Origin of the sequence: Nocardioides astragali (assembly GCF_024436375.1) — a bacterium.
GTDB lineage: Bacteria > Actinomycetota > Actinomycetes > Propionibacteriales > Nocardioidaceae > Nocardioides > Nocardioides astragali.
The window spans coordinates 23,529-39,041 of the sequence record NZ_JAFMZM010000005.1 but is presented as its reverse complement, the minus strand read 5'-3'; the positions used below and the strand labels follow the sequence as shown (position 1 = coordinate 39,041).

11 protein-coding genes are annotated in these 15,513 nt (G+C 69.7%); 9 read left to right on the top strand and 2 right to left on the bottom strand.

Annotation, left to right across the window (positions count from 1 at the left end; genetic code table 11):
• The first annotated feature begins 31 nt into the window (after positions 1 to 31).
• The 7 genes from J3P44_RS17145 (at position 32) to J3P44_RS17115 (ending at position 9,229) form a co-directional block, all read left to right on the top strand.
• A complete protein-coding gene (locus J3P44_RS17145) occupies positions 32 to 2,197 on the top strand; it encodes an MMPL family transporter (RefSeq protein ID WP_255891678.1) in 2,166 nt (721 codons plus the stop codon).
• 31 nt (positions 2,198 to 2,228) lie between these two features.
• Positions 2,229 to 2,579, top strand: a complete 351-nt coding sequence (locus J3P44_RS17140) for a hypothetical protein (RefSeq protein ID WP_255891677.1) — start codon at positions 2,229 to 2,231, stop codon at positions 2,577 to 2,579.
• Positions 2,580 to 2,811: 232 nt separating this feature from the next.
• Complete coding sequence (locus J3P44_RS17135; RefSeq protein ID WP_255891676.1) at positions 2,812 to 4,773, top strand: GTP-binding protein; 1,962 nt, start codon at positions 2,812 to 2,814, stop codon at positions 4,771 to 4,773.
• A 510-nt stretch (positions 4,774 to 5,283) separates the two neighbouring features.
• Complete coding sequence (locus J3P44_RS17130; protein WP_255891675.1) at positions 5,284 to 5,805, top strand: SigE family RNA polymerase sigma factor; 522 nt, start codon at positions 5,284 to 5,286, stop codon at positions 5,803 to 5,805.
• A gap of 82 nt (positions 5,806 to 5,887) precedes the next feature.
• On the top strand, positions 5,888 to 6,949 hold the full coding sequence (locus J3P44_RS17125; RefSeq protein WP_255891674.1) for a hypothetical protein: 1,062 nt from the start codon (positions 5,888 to 5,890) through the stop codon (positions 6,947 to 6,949).
• 221 nt (positions 6,950 to 7,170) lie between these two features.
• Positions 7,171 to 8,112, top strand: a complete 942-nt coding sequence (locus tag J3P44_RS17120) for a hypothetical protein (protein ID WP_255891673.1) — start codon at positions 7,171 to 7,173, stop codon at positions 8,110 to 8,112.
• The gene (locus J3P44_RS17115) at positions 8,105 to 9,229 is read left to right on the top strand and encodes a hypothetical protein (RefSeq protein WP_255891672.1); all 1,125 of its coding nucleotides are present in this window, start codon (positions 8,105 to 8,107) and stop codon (positions 9,227 to 9,229) included. Before J3P44_RS17120 ends, J3P44_RS17115 begins: the two co-directional genes overlap by 8 nt.
• Before the next feature lie 7 nt (positions 9,230 to 9,236).
• Here the strand turns inward: J3P44_RS17115 and J3P44_RS17110 are convergent, their stop codons facing one another.
• Complete coding sequence (locus tag J3P44_RS17110) at positions 9,237 to 10,739, bottom strand: hypothetical protein (RefSeq protein WP_255891671.1); 1,503 nt, start codon at positions 10,737 to 10,739, stop codon at positions 9,237 to 9,239.
• 127 nt (positions 10,740 to 10,866) lie between these two features.
• On the opposite strand from J3P44_RS17110, the gene J3P44_RS17105 reads away from it, so the two are divergent.
• Entirely contained in the window at positions 10,867 to 11,259 is a 393-nt protein-coding gene (locus J3P44_RS17105) for a response regulator (RefSeq protein ID WP_255891670.1), read from the top strand.
• 16 nt (positions 11,260 to 11,275) lie between these two features.
• Here J3P44_RS17105 and lon read toward each other — a convergent pair whose 3' ends face one another.
• The gene (gene lon / locus J3P44_RS17100) at positions 11,276 to 13,588 is read right to left on the bottom strand and encodes an endopeptidase La (RefSeq protein WP_255891669.1); all 2,313 of its coding nucleotides are present in this window, start codon (positions 13,586 to 13,588) and stop codon (positions 11,276 to 11,278) included.
• 246 nt (positions 13,589 to 13,834) lie between these two features.
• Here lon and J3P44_RS17095 point away from each other — a divergent pair, with 246 nt between their 5' ends.
• Positions 13,835 to 15,499 carry an amidase gene (locus J3P44_RS17095; RefSeq protein WP_255891668.1) on the top strand — a complete coding sequence of 555 codons (1,665 nt, stop codon included), beginning with the start codon at positions 13,835 to 13,837 and terminating at the stop codon, positions 15,497 to 15,499.
• Positions 15,500 to 15,513 lie beyond the last annotated feature (14 nt).

The window sequence follows — 15,513 nt, the reverse complement described above, 5'->3', positions numbered from 1 at the left end:
ACGTCGCCCGCCGCCGGGCCACCGTGAAGGCATGTCGAATCTCCTCTACCGGCTCGGCCGGTCTGCTGCCACCCGGCCCTGGGTGGCCATCGGCGCCTGGGTCGTTCTCGCGCTCGTCGTCATCACTTCCTCCGTCGCCTTCGGGCGCGATCTCGAGGAGAGCTTCGAGGCACCCGGCCTCGACTCCTACCAAGCTGCGGAGCTGCTCGCCGAGGCCCAGGCTGACGAGGGCGGCATCACCGCCCACGTCGTACTCGAAGCACAGGACGCTGCGGCGCAGCTCGCGCCGGTGGAGGCCGCTCTCGAGGCACTCCCGCGCGTGCTCACGACGACCAGCAACGTCTCGCCCGACGGCGACATCGCACTCGTGCGCGTGCAATACCCCGCGATCGAGCACCTCGATGCCTCCGACCTGGACAACCTCAAGGACGCCGTCGCCGACCTGCGTGACGAGTCGTCGCTGACGCTGGAGACCGGAGGCGACCTGTTCTTCGCGTTCGAAGAAGCACCCACCGGGCTCGGCGAGGTCGCGGGGATCGTCGTCGCGATGGTCGTCCTGCTGATCGCGTTCGGCTCCTTCGTCGCGATGGGGTTGCCGATCGGGATGGCGCTGTTCGGTCTGGTCATCGGCGTCACCTCGATGAAGCTGGTGACGTACCTGATCGACATCCCGGCGTGGGCGCCGCAGCTCGCGGCGATGGTGGGGCTCGGCGTCGGTATCGACTACGCGCTCTTCCTGGTCACCCGGCACCGCGAGCACCTGGCGCTGGGGATGCCGGTCGCCGAAGCGGCCGGCCGAGCCCTGGCAACCGCGGGACAGGCGGTGATCTTCGCCGGGGGCACGGTCGTCGTGGCGATCCTCGGGTTGCTCGTCGCGGGAATCCCGTTCGTGACCGGTGGTGGGGTCGCCATCTCCGCGATGGTGCTCGTGATGGTGCTCGCTTCGGTCACCTTGCTGCCGGCGCTTCTGGGGCTGGCGGGCCACCGGATCAACGGACGCCGGCGTACGCCGCACATGCCGAGCACCGGCTGGTACCGGTGGGGCGCTCACGTGACCCGCAACGCGACGGCGTACCTCGCCGGCGGAGCGGTCCTCATGATCGCCCTGGCCGCACCGGTTCTCGCGCTCAACCTGGGATTCCCGGACGACGGGACCAAGCCCGAGTCGAGGACCGAACGCCGGGCGTACGACCTGATCGCCGACGGCTTCGGCCCCGGGGCCAACGGGCCGCTGGTGATCGCGGTCGACATCTCCCAGGGCGCCGGAACATCGGACCAGCTGAGCGTCGTGGCGCCGCTGGCCGCGGCGATCGCAGCCGACCCGGGCATCACCTCGGTCGGCGACCCGACCATCGATCTCACCGCAGGCGTGGCGACCCTGGTGGCGCAGCCGACCACGTCGCCCCAGGACGAGGCCACCCAGGAGACTGTCGCGAGGCTCCGCAGCGAGGTCTTCCCGACGGTGCTGGACGGCTCCGCGGCGACCGCCCACGTCGGCGGTCAGACTGCCACCTTCGCCGACCTCGGTGACCGGGTGCAGGAGCGGATGCTGCGCTTCGTGGTGGCCGTGCTGCTGTTGTCGTTCCTCCTGCTCATGGTGCTGTTCCGGTCGGTTCTGGTGCCGTTGAAGGCGGTCGTGCTGAACCTGCTGAGCGTCGGCGCGGCCTACGGCGTGCTCGTCATGGTCTTCCAGTGGGGCTGGGCGGCCGGCCTGATCGGCGTCGAGTCAACGGTGCCGATCGTGTCGTTCATCCCGCTGTTCATGTTCGCGATCCTGTTCGGTCTCTCCATGGACTACGAGGTGTTCCTGTTGTCGCGGGTGCGCGAGGAGTACCGCCGCCACGGCGACAACACCCGCGCGGTCATCGCGGGGATCGCCGGCACCGGGCGCACCATCACCGCAGCCGCGCTGATCATGGTGGCGGTCTTCTCGGGCTTCGTCCTGGGCAGTGACCCGGTGGTGAAGATGATGGGAGTGGGACTGGCCACGGCGATCTTCCTCGACGCGACCGTCGTACGCCTGGTGCTCGTCCCGGCCACCATGAAGCTGCTGGGCATCGCGAACTGGTGGCTGCCAGGGTGGCTGGATCGGCTGCTGCCGGAGCTGGACGCTGCGCCGGTGGAGAAGCCGGTGGAGGTAACCACCACGGCGCCTGATCACTCGACGCTGCAGCGTCAGGAGTCAGAAGCGCGCTGAGTCGAGGTCGCCGGGTGACTACCGTGAGCTCGTGCCGATCGTCGACGTCGCCTACCAATCACCGATAACGCAGGACGAGCTTCGGACACTTGCCGCGATGCTCCCTCACGCCGTGTCACTTGCGGTCGAGTGTCCAGAGGAGCCCTTCGACGGCGATCTGCGTCCAGGTGACGTGGTGATCCGCTTCCAGCAACGCAGCCCCTATGACAGTGCTGATCTTGATCTGTTGATCGAGGTGCGATCGAAGTGGTTCGCCACCCGGGCTGAAGACCGGCACGAACGGTGCGAACGACTACGCGATGCGATCCTCGATGCAATGGGTCCACTGAGCGTCGGGGTCTATCTGTCGCTCCCGGTCGCTGGATGGGCACAGACCGACTAGCCCTGCCACTCGCCATCGTCCGAGCGGTGGTCAAACCACCCTCATGCGATCCGTTCGATGTCCGCAAGCTGACGTCGGAGGGCGGGGCGCTGCCACGGAAAGCGAGTGCGCGGTACGAGGTTGTCGTGCGATCGTCGTTCCCACGCCCGGCCGAGCGGCCACGACCCAGGAGCAGACATGCGAGCAGCCACCACGCCCCGGACCTCTTTCCGTCCAGCCGTGGAGCTGCCCTGTGACCTCGCCCCCGCCCACCCTCAACCTCGGCATCGTCGCCCATGTTGACGCCGGCAAGACCAGCCTGACCGAACGCCTGCTGTTCGAGGCAGGCGCCATCGAGGCGCCCGGTAGCGTCGATGCCGGGACAACCCGCACCGACTCGCTCGACCTCGAGCGTCGTCGCGGCATCACCATCCGGGCTGCCGTGACCTCGTTCGCGCTCGACGACGTGGTCGTCAACCTCCTCGACACTCCCGGCCACCCCGACTTCATCGCCGAGGTCGAGCGCTCGCTCGGTGTCCTCGACGCGGCCGTCCTCGTGCTGTCCTCGGTGGAGGGCGTCCAGCCGCAGACGTTGGTGATCTGGCGGGCGCTCCAGCGGATTGGCGTGCCGACCGTCATGTTCGTGAACAAGGTCGACCGCTCCGGCGCCGACATGGAGGGCGTCCTCGAGCAAGTACGCCGCCGCCTCACGCCGAACGTCGTTGTCCTGGCGCAGGCGCACGGCGCCGGCGCCCGGGACGCCCGGGTGACCGCCGTGCCGTTGACGCGCGAGGACGTGGTGGTGGCACTCGCCGAGGGCGACGACCGGGTGCTCGACGACTGGGCCTCGGACCGTCCGGTCAGCGGTGCAGCTGCCCTCGCGGCCCTGCGCCGAGGGCTGAGGACCGGGGCGCTGACACCAGTGCTGTGCGGCTCGGCCACCACTGGAGCCGGGCTGCCGCTGCTTCGAGACGCCTTGGTCACGCTGCTCCCCCGGCTCTCGCCGCCGCCACACGAGCAAGCGGCCACAGTCTTCGCCGTCGACCGCGACGAGCGCGGACGCCGGGCGTGGGTGCGGGTGTGGTCTGGCGACCTGCGCGTCCGCGACCGGGTGGCGTTCGGCGCCGCGGAGCCGGCCCGGGTGACCGAGGTGGCGGTGTCGACGCCGGACGGCCTTCGCCCGGGAGTGGCAGGCGCGGGCCAGATCGCCGTCGTCCGCGGCCCGTCGGCACGGATCGGCGACGCCGTGGGCCGGCCGCCGTCGCGCCGGGAGCACCGGTTCACCCCTGCCTCGCTGCAGGCCCTCGTCGAGCCGGTCGACCCGACCCGCCGTACGGCGCTCTACGCGGGCCTCGCCGAGCTCGCCGACGAGGACCCGCTCATCGACCTGCGGCTCGACAAGGTGGACGGCGAGGCGGCCGTGAGCCTGCACGGCGAGGTGCAGAAAGAGGTGCTGGCCGCCCTGCTCGAGGAGCGGTACGGCGTCGCCGTGCGCTTCCTCGACACCTCGACGGTCTGCCTTGAGCGGGTGCTCGGGGTAGGCGCGTCGGGCGACCGCATCGGAACCGGCGGCAACCCCTACCTCGCCGGGCTCGCCCTGCGGGTCGAGATGGCGCCGGTGGGGCACGGCGTCGAGTTCTCCCCCGGCGTCGAGCGCGGCAACCTGCCGCCGGCCTTCGTCGCGGCGACCGAGGACGGGGTGCGCGCCGGACTGCGGCAGGGCCCGCACGGTTGGGAGGTCACCGACTGCGTGGTCACGATGACGGCCTCGGCCTACTACCCGCGGCAGAGCCGGCCGCACCAGAAGTTCGACAAGTCCATGTCGACGGTCGCTGCCGACTTCCGCCACCTCGCGCCAGTGGTCCTCGCCGCCGCGCTCCACGAGGCACGCACCCGCGTGTGCCGCCCAGTCGACCGGTTCGAGCTTGACCTGCCCACGCCTGCGTACCCGGTGGTCACGGCGCTGCTGGGCCGGCTCGGCGCGAGCCTGTTGGAGACCTCGACCGACCGTGGCTACACGCGCCTGGTCGGGCACCTGCCGTCGGAGGTCGTGCCGGACGTCGCGTCGAGGTTGCCCGACCTCACCGGCGGCGAGGGCGTGCTGGTGACCAGCCTGGACCACCATGCCCCCGTACGCGGGCAGCCGCCGCGACGGCGCCGCCGCGGCCCCGACCCCCTCGACAGGGCGGCATGGTTCCGCGACGTCCCGAGGTGACGGCGGATCACAGCTGTGCGCAAGGAGCCAGCAGGCCTCGTCAGCGAGGCCGAACGGTCCACAAGGCCCAGATCTATCGCCGTGCGACAGGTGCAACCCGGAACGACTCGAGCAGTGCCGCTGCCCGCCGTAAGCACGGGCACCGACATGCTGCTCATCGACTTCCGCTGAAGCCCATCCGCGGCCTCACGAGGCGTCCACGAGCTCGTTGGGCACGGCGTACTCGACCTCAGGCCGGGACTCCAGTCGTGCAGACCACAGACGTCGAGTGCTCACCACGACTCTCGCTCCCTTCGCCTCGAGGTCCTGGATCGGCGCCTCGTCGCGTGGGACGGTGGCGCCATTGCTCCGGTTCCGTCCGGCCCGCTCGAGCCCTGACCCGCATCGTGCCGCCACGGGCTGGTCATCGGTGGTCTTGACCGCGAAAGATTATTGCGACCACGGTCAACCGAACGAGGATCCTACGGCTCTGAGTGGTGAGGATCCGATCGTTGACGGGAGGACTGCTGGGTGACGGCTCGGGACGAGGAGTTCACGCGATACATGGAGACGCGGAGCGCCGCGCTGCTGCGCACTGCGGTCTTCCTGTGTTCCGGCGACTCCGCGGCAGCCGAGGACCTCGTCCAAGCGACGTTGGTCAAGGCGTACGTCCATTGGTCCCGGCTGCGCGACGAGCACAAGCGCGACGCGTACGTCCGCCGCATCCTGGTGCGGGAGTCGTACCGCCGCGGGCCGGCACGCGCCAAGGACGTCGCGCACGTCGCGGAGATCCGTGACCACGCCGCGCCCGTCCGTGACCACGACGACCACCTGTCCCTCTTCCCCCAGCTCGCCGCGCTTCCCCGACAGCAACGCGCCGTCGTCGTCCTTCGCTACTACGAGGACCTCAGCGAACAACAGATCGCCGATGCCCTCGGATGCTCGGCGGGATCGGTGAAGCGACACGCATCGCGCGGGCTCGCCACGTTGCGAGCACGCCTCCACGACACCTACCGAGCACCCGCCGAAGGAGCCGACGTTGAGCGTCGATGAAGACTTCGAAAAGGTTCTCAGGCAGCAGTTCCGCATCCAGGAACCACGGGTAGCCCCAGCTGCCGGCCTGAGCCATCGCGTCGTGGCCGAAGGGCGGCGGGAGAGCAGGAGGCGCCGGACCCGGTACGCCGTCTCGGCCGGTGTCGGTGCCGCCGTGCTCGTCGCCGGCGTCACCGCGACCGGGCTGAGGTCCCCGGGCCCGACCACTGGCAACGAGCCGGGCGTCCCCGCGACGAGCGGACCTGCACGTACGGCAGACAAGCAGGCACTGGCGGAATGGGCAGCCGCCCTCCCTCGCGGCGCCGCTCCCGAAGTCGCCTACCTGGCGGGAACCACCATCCACCTCCCCGGCGGAGCGGTGACCGAGCTGGACGTCGCAGACGCCGCGATCATCGGCCAGACCGTGGCAGGCCTGATCGTCTTCGTGGAGGAGAACAACGCGCAAGGGGTCCTGGCCAGCACCCGCTTCGTGCTGGTCGAGGACGACGGCGCCACCACCGACATGCAGACCAGCACCGCGGTCGAGGGCGCGGCACATGAGGCCGTGGTCTCTCCTGATGGTCGCTACTTCACCAACGGCGACCAGGTGATCGACAAGTCCACCGGCGCCCCGGTCGGCGAGATGCCGGAGGCGGCGGAGGTCCTGCTCTCCTGGACGTCGCAGGGCATCATCTACTCGGCCCGTGGCCAGCAGGACTACTACCTCTGGCGAGTCGGCGAGCAGCCCATCGCCCTGCACGGGTTACCCGGCGTCTTCGACGCGGGCACCGACATCGGGGTTCGTCGTAGCGGGAGCTGCGCGGAGGCCGTACGCATCGCCAGCACCGGCGAGATCACTCCCGTCGGAGCCGATTGCGTGCCGGACCTGTTCAGCGTCTCCCCCGACGGCACCACCGGGATCACCACCGACCTCCGCGTGGTCGACCTCGCGACCACAGAGGCCGCACCGTTGTCCGACACCCCGCTGGATAGCGTCCCTCGATTCACGGAGGTGCACTGGCTCGACGACGACGACTTCCTCCTCTCCGTGCCTGCCGGAGACGGATCCTCGCGACTCGTGCGCTGCCTCACCGCCGCTCTCCGCTGCGAGTCGGCCACCGACTCGCTCCAGGTGGGCGTCAACGAGTCGGTGCGGTTGCCGTGACGGTTCGCAGGAGCAGCCAGAGGCGTCGTACGTGCTTGGGCGTGCTGACGTGCTCAGTGCTCGCCCTTGTTTCCGGCTGCAACCTCAGCAACGAGCCGCGGGTGGATCCCCCACCGGTCCGCTCCGACCGAGCGGCGGACCCAGCCCTCCCGAAGCCCCAGCGGCTCCTGGACTCGGGCCTCGGCGAACTGCCCCGTCTTCGTACCCGTCTCCCGCGCTCCGTGCCCGAACGTGCTGACTTCCCCTCGCTGTTGACGGACCCGCCGGGACGCGCGCTCGTGGTCTACCACCCACCGGAGGTGATCGGGTCCTTCACGGCGCAGGGCTGGGCCAGCGAGACTCTCCTCTTCTTCGGCTCCGACGGACGCTGGCGAAGCCTCCGGATGGACGAGCTCGACCTGCCCCCCGAGGCGCGGCCCGGCAGTGACACCTATGGCGCCGGGGAGCTGTCCCCGGACGGCCGTTGGTGGGCCAGCGGGTCACGCGCAGGCGTGGTCCTGCTCGATCTCTCGAGGGGAAACCACCGTCTGGTCGACACCGGCACCGACTGGGTCGCGGAGATCCGCTGGTTGTCCGACAGCCGGGCCTTCGTCGTGTCCAACGGCTACGTCGGGAGCCGTGGGCGCACCCAGCGCGTGAGTGTGCCCGACCTGGAGATCTCCGAGCTGCCGTACCGCTTGTGGCAGGTCGGCATCGCACCGGACGACAGGGCCTATTCGCTGCGCCGCACTCGCATCGGTGAGGCCGAGCTCGTGGAGCATCGAGGAGGCGCGCTGGTCCCTCGCGGCCGGCTGGAGCTGCCCGGGCTCGGCAGGGATCTCCAGCGCCTGTGGGGCGTGGCCCCCATCGACGGCCGGTTCGCGGTCCATCACCAACCACGCCCGCGTGACTTCCGTCGAGTCGAGGTCGTCGTGGTCGACGCCACCAGCCTCGAGGTGGAGGCGCGGTTGGCATTCGACAACCGCGCCGGAATCGTGAAGTTCTACAACTGGTTCGATCCCGAGACGATGCTGATCGAGACACCTGACGGCATCGTGGCCTGGCGTCCCGACAGCGCGCGGTTGCTTCGCGTCCTCGACATTCCTGCAGCGGCGAAGTACCAGTACTGGAGCGTCGAGCTGGCGGGACCGGTCGGCGCGGGGGTGCTGACCACCAGTGAGTGAGACGACCCGCCGCCTGACCGCCGGACGCCACGTCGCGACCCTGCTCGTGGTGGTCGCACTCCTCGTGGGCTGCTCCGGCGAGGCTCTGCCCACCGAGAGTGACGTACCCCGAGCGGCGCAGGTCACGTCCGACTCGCCCAGCCCCAGCGCACCCGGTCCCACCCGCTGGGACCCGGCGACGCAGCCCGTCTGGGATCCGGCCAGCATCGAGACCCTCCCGTTGCGGCGGACGAGGCTGCCCGAGCAGATCGACCTGAGGTCAGCGCACGGACCCACCCTGCTGGCGCAGCCGATGTCGGGGATCGTCGCTGCCATGCGCGACGCGGCGGGTCTTCGCCTGCTGGACACCGACGGCACGTGGCGCCTCGCGCCGGTGCCGCCGGCCCAGCACACCGTGTTCGGCGTCACCGACTTCGCCCGGCCCGCCATCTCGTCGGACGGCACTCGCGTCGCCGTGGCCCTCGAGGCGGGGATCCGGGTCATCGACGCGACGACGGGTGACGAGTCCACGATCCCGTGGCCGCCGCGGTTCAGCGGACGCCGGGACGCCCCGCCCAGCGTGGTGTGGCAGCCGAGAGATGACGGCTTCTTCGTCTTCGACACCGTCTGGACGTGGCTGGTCGCACTCGACGGATCCCATCGCGAAGCGCCCTTCCGCAGCTATGCGTTCGGCATCGACCCGGACGGGCCGGTCTACGAGAACGCGTTTCGCATGACCCGGCTGGTGACGTGGGCCGGCGATCGCGTCATCGACCGATCCCCCTTCGTCCAGTGCGAACGGATGGTGGCGGCCCATGGCATGGTCGCCTGCACGGCGGGGAGTCTGCAGTCCTTCCGCAGCGGCCCGGTCGTCGTGGACCCGCGGACCGGGAAGATCATCGCCTACGCCCCCATCAAGGACCGAAACTCCCTCTACAGCGACAACGGGGGCCTGACCGTGCTGGGGTTCCTCGACGAGGACACGGTGCTGATGGTGGTCGGTCCGCTGGCTTTCCATCGCAACGGCATTGGTGAGGAGAGGTCCCTGGTGTCTTGGCAGTTCCGGACGGGCGAGCTCCAGCGCATCTCGACCGGACGGCTGCGCTCGATCGCCGTCGCGCCGCAGCTGTTGGACTGACCGTGCTCTAGAAGCCCAACAGCTTGCCGACCGCTGAGAACACGGCGCCGAACGTCTTTGCGATCGGGTTGCTGGGCCCGTCGGCGCTGGACTTCTGCCAGAAGAGCGGATGGAGACCGGTGAACTCGTCGTCCACCAGTGGTGTCCTGCCCCACAGGTACGGCAAGAACACCTCGGTCCGATTGACACCCACGGTCAGGCGAGAGTCGAAGCCCATCACCAGGTTCTGTTCGATCCTCATGGACCTGCCCCCCGGGTCCTCCCTCTTGACATCGCCGCTCCCTTGGACGATCAGGCTGCCGCTGCCGGCGAACATGATGTAGCGCAGCTGCCATGTCGCAAAGGACTGGATGCCCCACCGCCAACGCGTCTCCAGCTCCGGCGTGCCGATGACGCCGACGACGTGCTTGGGATGCATCACCAGGCCCGGGTGGTCTGTGAAGTCGATGCGCATCAGGTACGAGTTCGGGTCATTGGGCGTTGCCAGCGTCGCCGAGGTGACACCCTCGTCGCCGGTGATGCGACTCAGTCCGTAGAGCCCGGCTGCATAGCTGATGAACGGCGACCTCCAGTCGTAGAGAACTTGGCTGCGGACCTTCCCCTGGACCGGACGAACATGTTCCGATCGCGCGAACAGCACCTGACCGGCGGCGAGCTCGACCGTGAGAGTCCGCTGGGCAGGGCTGGTGCGAAGGTCGGCACCAGCGTTCTCAGACCCAGCCGCCAGGTGGATCGGCCTGTGCACCCGACTCACCACCGGCATCAGCAGGAAGTAGCTGACGGTGCGCAGTGCCCCCGGCAGGACCAGCACGAGCAGAGCGATGGCAGCCAACCACTTCCACGACCGGGCCCACTGGTTGACCACCCATCCCACCCCGGAGGCCTGGGCTTCCTCCAAGCTCTGCTCTTCGGCCTTCTTCTGGCCCAGCTCCGACTCCTTGTTGTCGATCTCCCTCTCGACGATGGACTGGTCGCCGCCTTCGCCAAGGCGATCGAGCTTCTGTTGAGGGGTCAGGGCGGGGTCGCGAAGGACAGCGGCGTCCTCCTCAGCCTGGCCGAGGGTTCGTTCGAAAGTGTCCAGCGCTTCGTCCGCCTTCTCGACCGCCAGCTCAGCGGTCTTGCACGCGCTGCCGGGTGTCACCAGATCGATCAGATCCTGGACGAAGCCGCAGACCTCCTCCTGGTCGTCACGCAGCCGCTCGACCTCCGCCTTCTTCTCAGCGACGTTGCGGCGCCCGTCCTGGATCTCGTCGTCGATCTTGCCCTGCAGCAACGCGACCGCTCTGCTCTGCTCTTCCGCGGCGGCGCTTCTCAGCTCCTCGAGATCCTCCTCGAGAGCTGCTCGCTCGTCAGCCACCCGTTGCAGTCGATCCCGGTCTGCCACGGCTTCCCGGAGAGCTGGGACCAAGGCCTGGATGAGCAGATAGGCGAGGAACAAGGACAACACGAGCGCCCCGAAGAGTCCCGCCTTCTTCAGCAGGTAGCCGAGTACCAACGACATCAGGCGCACAGGCGCGATCCTAGTTGCCGTACCGTCGCGCGGACTTGCTCACGGTTCTCGTCACAGCGGAGTCGGCTTTACCGTTTTGTGTACGTATTGTGGATCGGGATTGTAACGTCGGGGAGTGCCTCGAACCGTGCTGCTCGTCGAAGACGAGCCTGACCTGATCCAGGTCATGGAGCTTGCCTTGCGCCGCGTCGGGCTCGACGTCGTCGTCGTCAGGTCAGGCGCACAGGCAGTCCAGATCACGCGGTCACGACACATCGACGTGGTGACGGTGGACCGAGGCTTGCCCGACATGGATGGCACGGTCGTCACCGCGCAGATGCGAGCTGGCGGATTTCACGGCGGCATCCTGGTGACCAGCGGGTACTCGGGACGGGAGCACGTAGACGCTTGTCGCTCCGCTGGTGCCGATGGCGTCCTCAGCAAGCCATTTGCGCTGTCCGAGCTGGTCGGCCGGGTCGCGGAGCTGATCGACGCTGCGGAGGCCGTCCAGGCGCCCGCCCCGAGCCTCGCTCACGGATAGCGCGGCAGCACAGAAGTCAGGCAGCCACCGTCGCCGCGGTCTCGATGGACAGGGCACCCCGGACCACGTCGAGCACGTCGCCCACCACGTGCACGGTCAACGCCTCGAGCACGTCGGCGGGGACGTCGTCCAGGTCCGGCTCGTTGCGCAGCGGGACGAACACCTCGGTCAGCCCGTGGCGCTGGGCGGCGAGCAGCTTCTGCTTCAGCCCGCCGATCGGGAGCACCCGGCCATTGAGGGTGACCTCCCCGGTCATGCCCACCTCGGATCGCACGGGCCGGCCGGCCGCGAGCGAGGTCAAGGCGGTCACCATCGTGATGCCGGCGGACGGGCCGTCCTTCGGCGTCGCCCCGGCGGGCACGTGCACGTGGATCGCCCGGTCGAAGAACGCCGGGTCGACGCCGAGCTCTGCAGCGTGCGAGCGGACGAAGGTCAGCGCGATCTGCGCCGACTCCTTCATCACGTCGCCGAGGTGACCGGTCAGTGTCAGTCCCGCTGGACCCTCGTGCGCGGACGCCTCGATGAAGAGCACGTCACCGCCGAGCCCGGTGACGGCGAGCCCGGTGGCGACGCCCGGGACCGACGTGCGTTCGGGGGCCTCCGGGGTGAACCGTGGCCGCCCCACGAGCTCCTTCAGGTCGGCGAGGTCGATGTCGACCCGCTCGGATCCGGTGGCCAATCGGGTGGCCGCCTTGCGCAGCGCCTTGGCGAGGAAGCGCTCCATCTGGCGTACGCCGGCCTCGCGGGTGTAGTTGGCCGCGATCTCGCGCAGCGCCGCGTCGGAGATCGTGACCTCGTCGGCGGTCAGCGCGGCCCGCTCGAGCTGTCGCGGCAGCAGGAAGTCGCGCGCGATCGCGACCTTGTCGTCCTCGGTGTAGCCGTCGAGGGTGACCAGCTCCATCCGGTCCAGCAGCGCCGATGGGATCTGCTCGATCACGTTGGCGGTGGCGATGAAGAGCACGTCGGAGAGGTCCAGGTCGAGCTCGAGGTAGTGGTCGCGGAACGTGTGGTTCTGCGCCGGGTCGAGCACCTCGAGCAGCGCCGCGGCCGGGTCGCCCCGGTAGTCCGCGCCGACCTTGTCGACCTCGTCGAGCAGGACGACCGGGTTCATCGAGCCGGCCTCCTTGATCGCCCGCACGATCCGGCCCGGGAGCGCGCCGACGTACGTCCTGCGGTGTCCGCGGATCTCGGCCTCGTCGCGTACGCCGCCCAGGGCGACGCGGACGAACTTCCGACCGAGCGTGCGCGCCACCGACTCACCGAGCGAGGTCTTGCCGACTCCGGGCGGACCGGCGAGCAGGACCACAGCGCCGGAGCCACGCCCGCCGACGACCTGCAGCCCCCGCTCGGCACGACGGCTGCGGACGGCGAGGTACTCCACGATCCGCTCCTTGACCTCGTCGAGGCCGTGGTGGTCCGCGTCGAGCACGGCGCGGGCCGCGACCACGTCGGCGGAGTCCTCGGTGGTGACGTTCCAGGGCAGCTCGAGCACGGTGTCGAGCCACGTCCGGATCCACGCGGTCTCGGGGCTCTGGTCGCTGGCGCGCTCGAGCTTGTCGACCTCGCGCAGCAGAGCCTCGCGCACCGCGTCCGGGACGTCGGCGGCCTCGACGCGGCCGCGGTAGTCGTCGGCACCCTCGGGCTCGCCCTCGCCGAGCTCCTTGCGGATCGCGGCGAGCTGCTGGCGCAGCAGGAACTCCCGCTGGCTCTTCTCCATGCCCTCCCGGACGTCCTCGCCGATCTTGTCGGTGAGCTCCGCCTCGGCGAGGTGGTCGCGCGTCCAGCCGATCAGGGCCTCGAGGCGCGACTCGACGTCGGGGTTCTCGAGCAGCTCCCGCTTGCGGTCGACGGACAGGTAGGGCGCATAGCCGGCCGCGTCGGCGATCGCGCTGGGGTCGGTCATCTGGTGGACCGAGTCGATGACCTGCCAGGCCTCGCGCCGCTGGAGCACGGCGACGACCAGCCTCTTGTAGTCCTCCGCGAGCTCGCGGGCACGGTCGGTGACGTGGTCGTCGACCGGCTCGACCTCGACCCACAGCGCCGCACCGGGTCCGGTCACACCGGTGCCGATCCGGCCGCGCCACTCGGCCTTGAGCACGGCCGCGGGACTGCCGCCGCTGAAGCGGCCGACCCGGTCGACGGACGCGATCACGCCGTACGACGCGTAGCGGTCATCGAGCCGCGGGGCGACGAGGAGCCGGCCGCCGCTGCTGGCGCGCGCGGCGTCGATGGCGGCCTGGGAGGACTCGTCGAGCTCGAGCGGGACCACCATGCCCGGAAGCACGACGAGGTCGGACACGAACAGGACGGGGAGGCGGCTGTGGGACACGGTGTCATCGCTGTCGGAAACGTGGGTCATGTTGGCTCAACTGCCACAAGCAGGGTTCGTGTTCCGCAGGATGCCGCTGTTCGTCCACGGCGAACACGCGGCAGCCTCGTGACCCGAGCGCGCGGGCGAAAAGTCGGCGACAGCCCGATATCCGGCGGCAATCGGCGGGAAACAACTCATCCCTAGGTTCCGGAACGACGCCCTCTCACCCCTGTGGCGTCTCCCCCTGAGAATCGAGAACAGCTGATGAGAATCACTTCGCAGACGCATCGAGCACGGACCGCCGGGCTCGCCGTCGGTGCCCTCCTGGCCACCACCGTCCTGACCGCCACCACGACCGGCAGCGTGTCCGCCGCTCCGGTCATCTCGACCAAGGATCCGGTCGGCGGCGGCTGGGGCAACCTCGCCACCGCGGACCCCACCACCTTCACCATCACCGAGACACTGAAGGCGCTGGAGACCGGCAAGTACACCTCGGTCGACCTCACCAAGGCCTACCTGGCGCGGATCGACATCTACGAGCCCTACTACAACGCGTTCACCCAGATGAACCCGAACGCCTTGGCCGACGCCGCCGCCTCCGACGCGCGCCGGAAGAAGTCGAGGAAGGACGTCGGGCCGCTCGAGGGAGTGCCGATCGTCATCAAGGACTCGATGGACGTGAAGGGCATGCCCACCACGTCCGGCTGGCCGCTGACCTCCCCCATCAGCGGCGGCGTCTCGCTGGTGCCGGAGGCCGACGCCCCGGCGGTCAAGCGCCTGCGCGATGCGGGCGCCATCATCATCGGCAAGACGAACCTGCCCATCCTGGCCGGCAGCGGCTCCAACGCGAACAACAGTGCCTACGGCCCGACCTACAACGCCCTCAACCAGGGCTGGGCGCCGGGCGGCTCGTCGAGCGGCTCCGCCACGTCGGTGGCGGGCGACTTCGCCGTCGCGGGCATGGCGGAGGAGACCGGCGGGTCGATCCAGAACCCCGGCTCCGCCCAGAGCCTGTACGCCGTCAAGCCGACCTTCGGGCTGGTGCCGAGCACCGGCAACTTCCCGCTCCAGGGCCTCACCCGCGACGTGCTCGGCCCGCTCGCCAAGAGCGTCGAGGACGCCGCCATCATGATGGACGTCCTGGCCGGCTACAGCGCTGAGGACCCGAAGACCGAGGGCGCGGTCGTGCCCGCGGGCGGCTACACCTCGCAGCTCTCCACGCACGCGCTCGAGGGCAAACGCATCGGTCTGTACGGCGCCGGGTGGCGGGTCGGCAACAACTCCGTGCTGTCGCCGGAGACCGCCGAGCTCTATGCCGAGGCAGTCGCCCACCTGGAGGAGCAGGGCGCGACCGTGGTCGAGGACCCGTTCGCGGGTTCGGGGTTCAGCGCGCTGCGCACCGCAGGAGGGTCGACCGGTGGCGGCAACAGCTGGGCGATCCAGCAGTACCTCGGGCGGCTGGGCCCGAGCGCTGCGGTCCACTCCATCGAGGAGCTCAACACCTGGGCCGACGCCAACGGCTTCGAGGGCGACACGCGCATCAACAACATGGTCACCGGGCTCAGCACGCCGCTCGACCTGGCTCCCTTCCTCGCCAACCGTGACAACTACCTGCGGATCTTCGGCGAGGTGATGGAGGCGCACGACCTCGACGCGCTGGTCTTCCCGCAGCAGGTCGCCGAGGTCGGGCCGATCTTCGGCGGCAGCGTCGCCGCGAGCACCGTCTCGGAGATCAACGTCTCGCAGCTGCCCGGGGTCGTCGTACCTGACGGCGCCTATGCCAGTGGCAAGCCCTTCAACCTCATCATGCTGGACGAGAAGTGGAGCGAGGCAGAGCTCCTCGGCTACGCCTACGACTATGCCGAGGCGTACGGCGGGCGCATCGTCAACCGTGACCTCAGCACCACGCCGGGGCCGACGGCTCCATGAGTCACTGACATCCA

Coding starts and splice junctions, on each gene's coding strand:
- J3P44_RS17145 (WP_255891678.1), top strand. CDS start 32: ATGTCGAATCTCCTCTACCGGCTCGGCCGGTCTGCTGCCACCCGGCCC.
- J3P44_RS17095 (WP_255891668.1), top strand. CDS start 13,835: ATGAGAATCACTTCGCAGACGCATCGAGCACGGACCGCCGGGCTCGCC.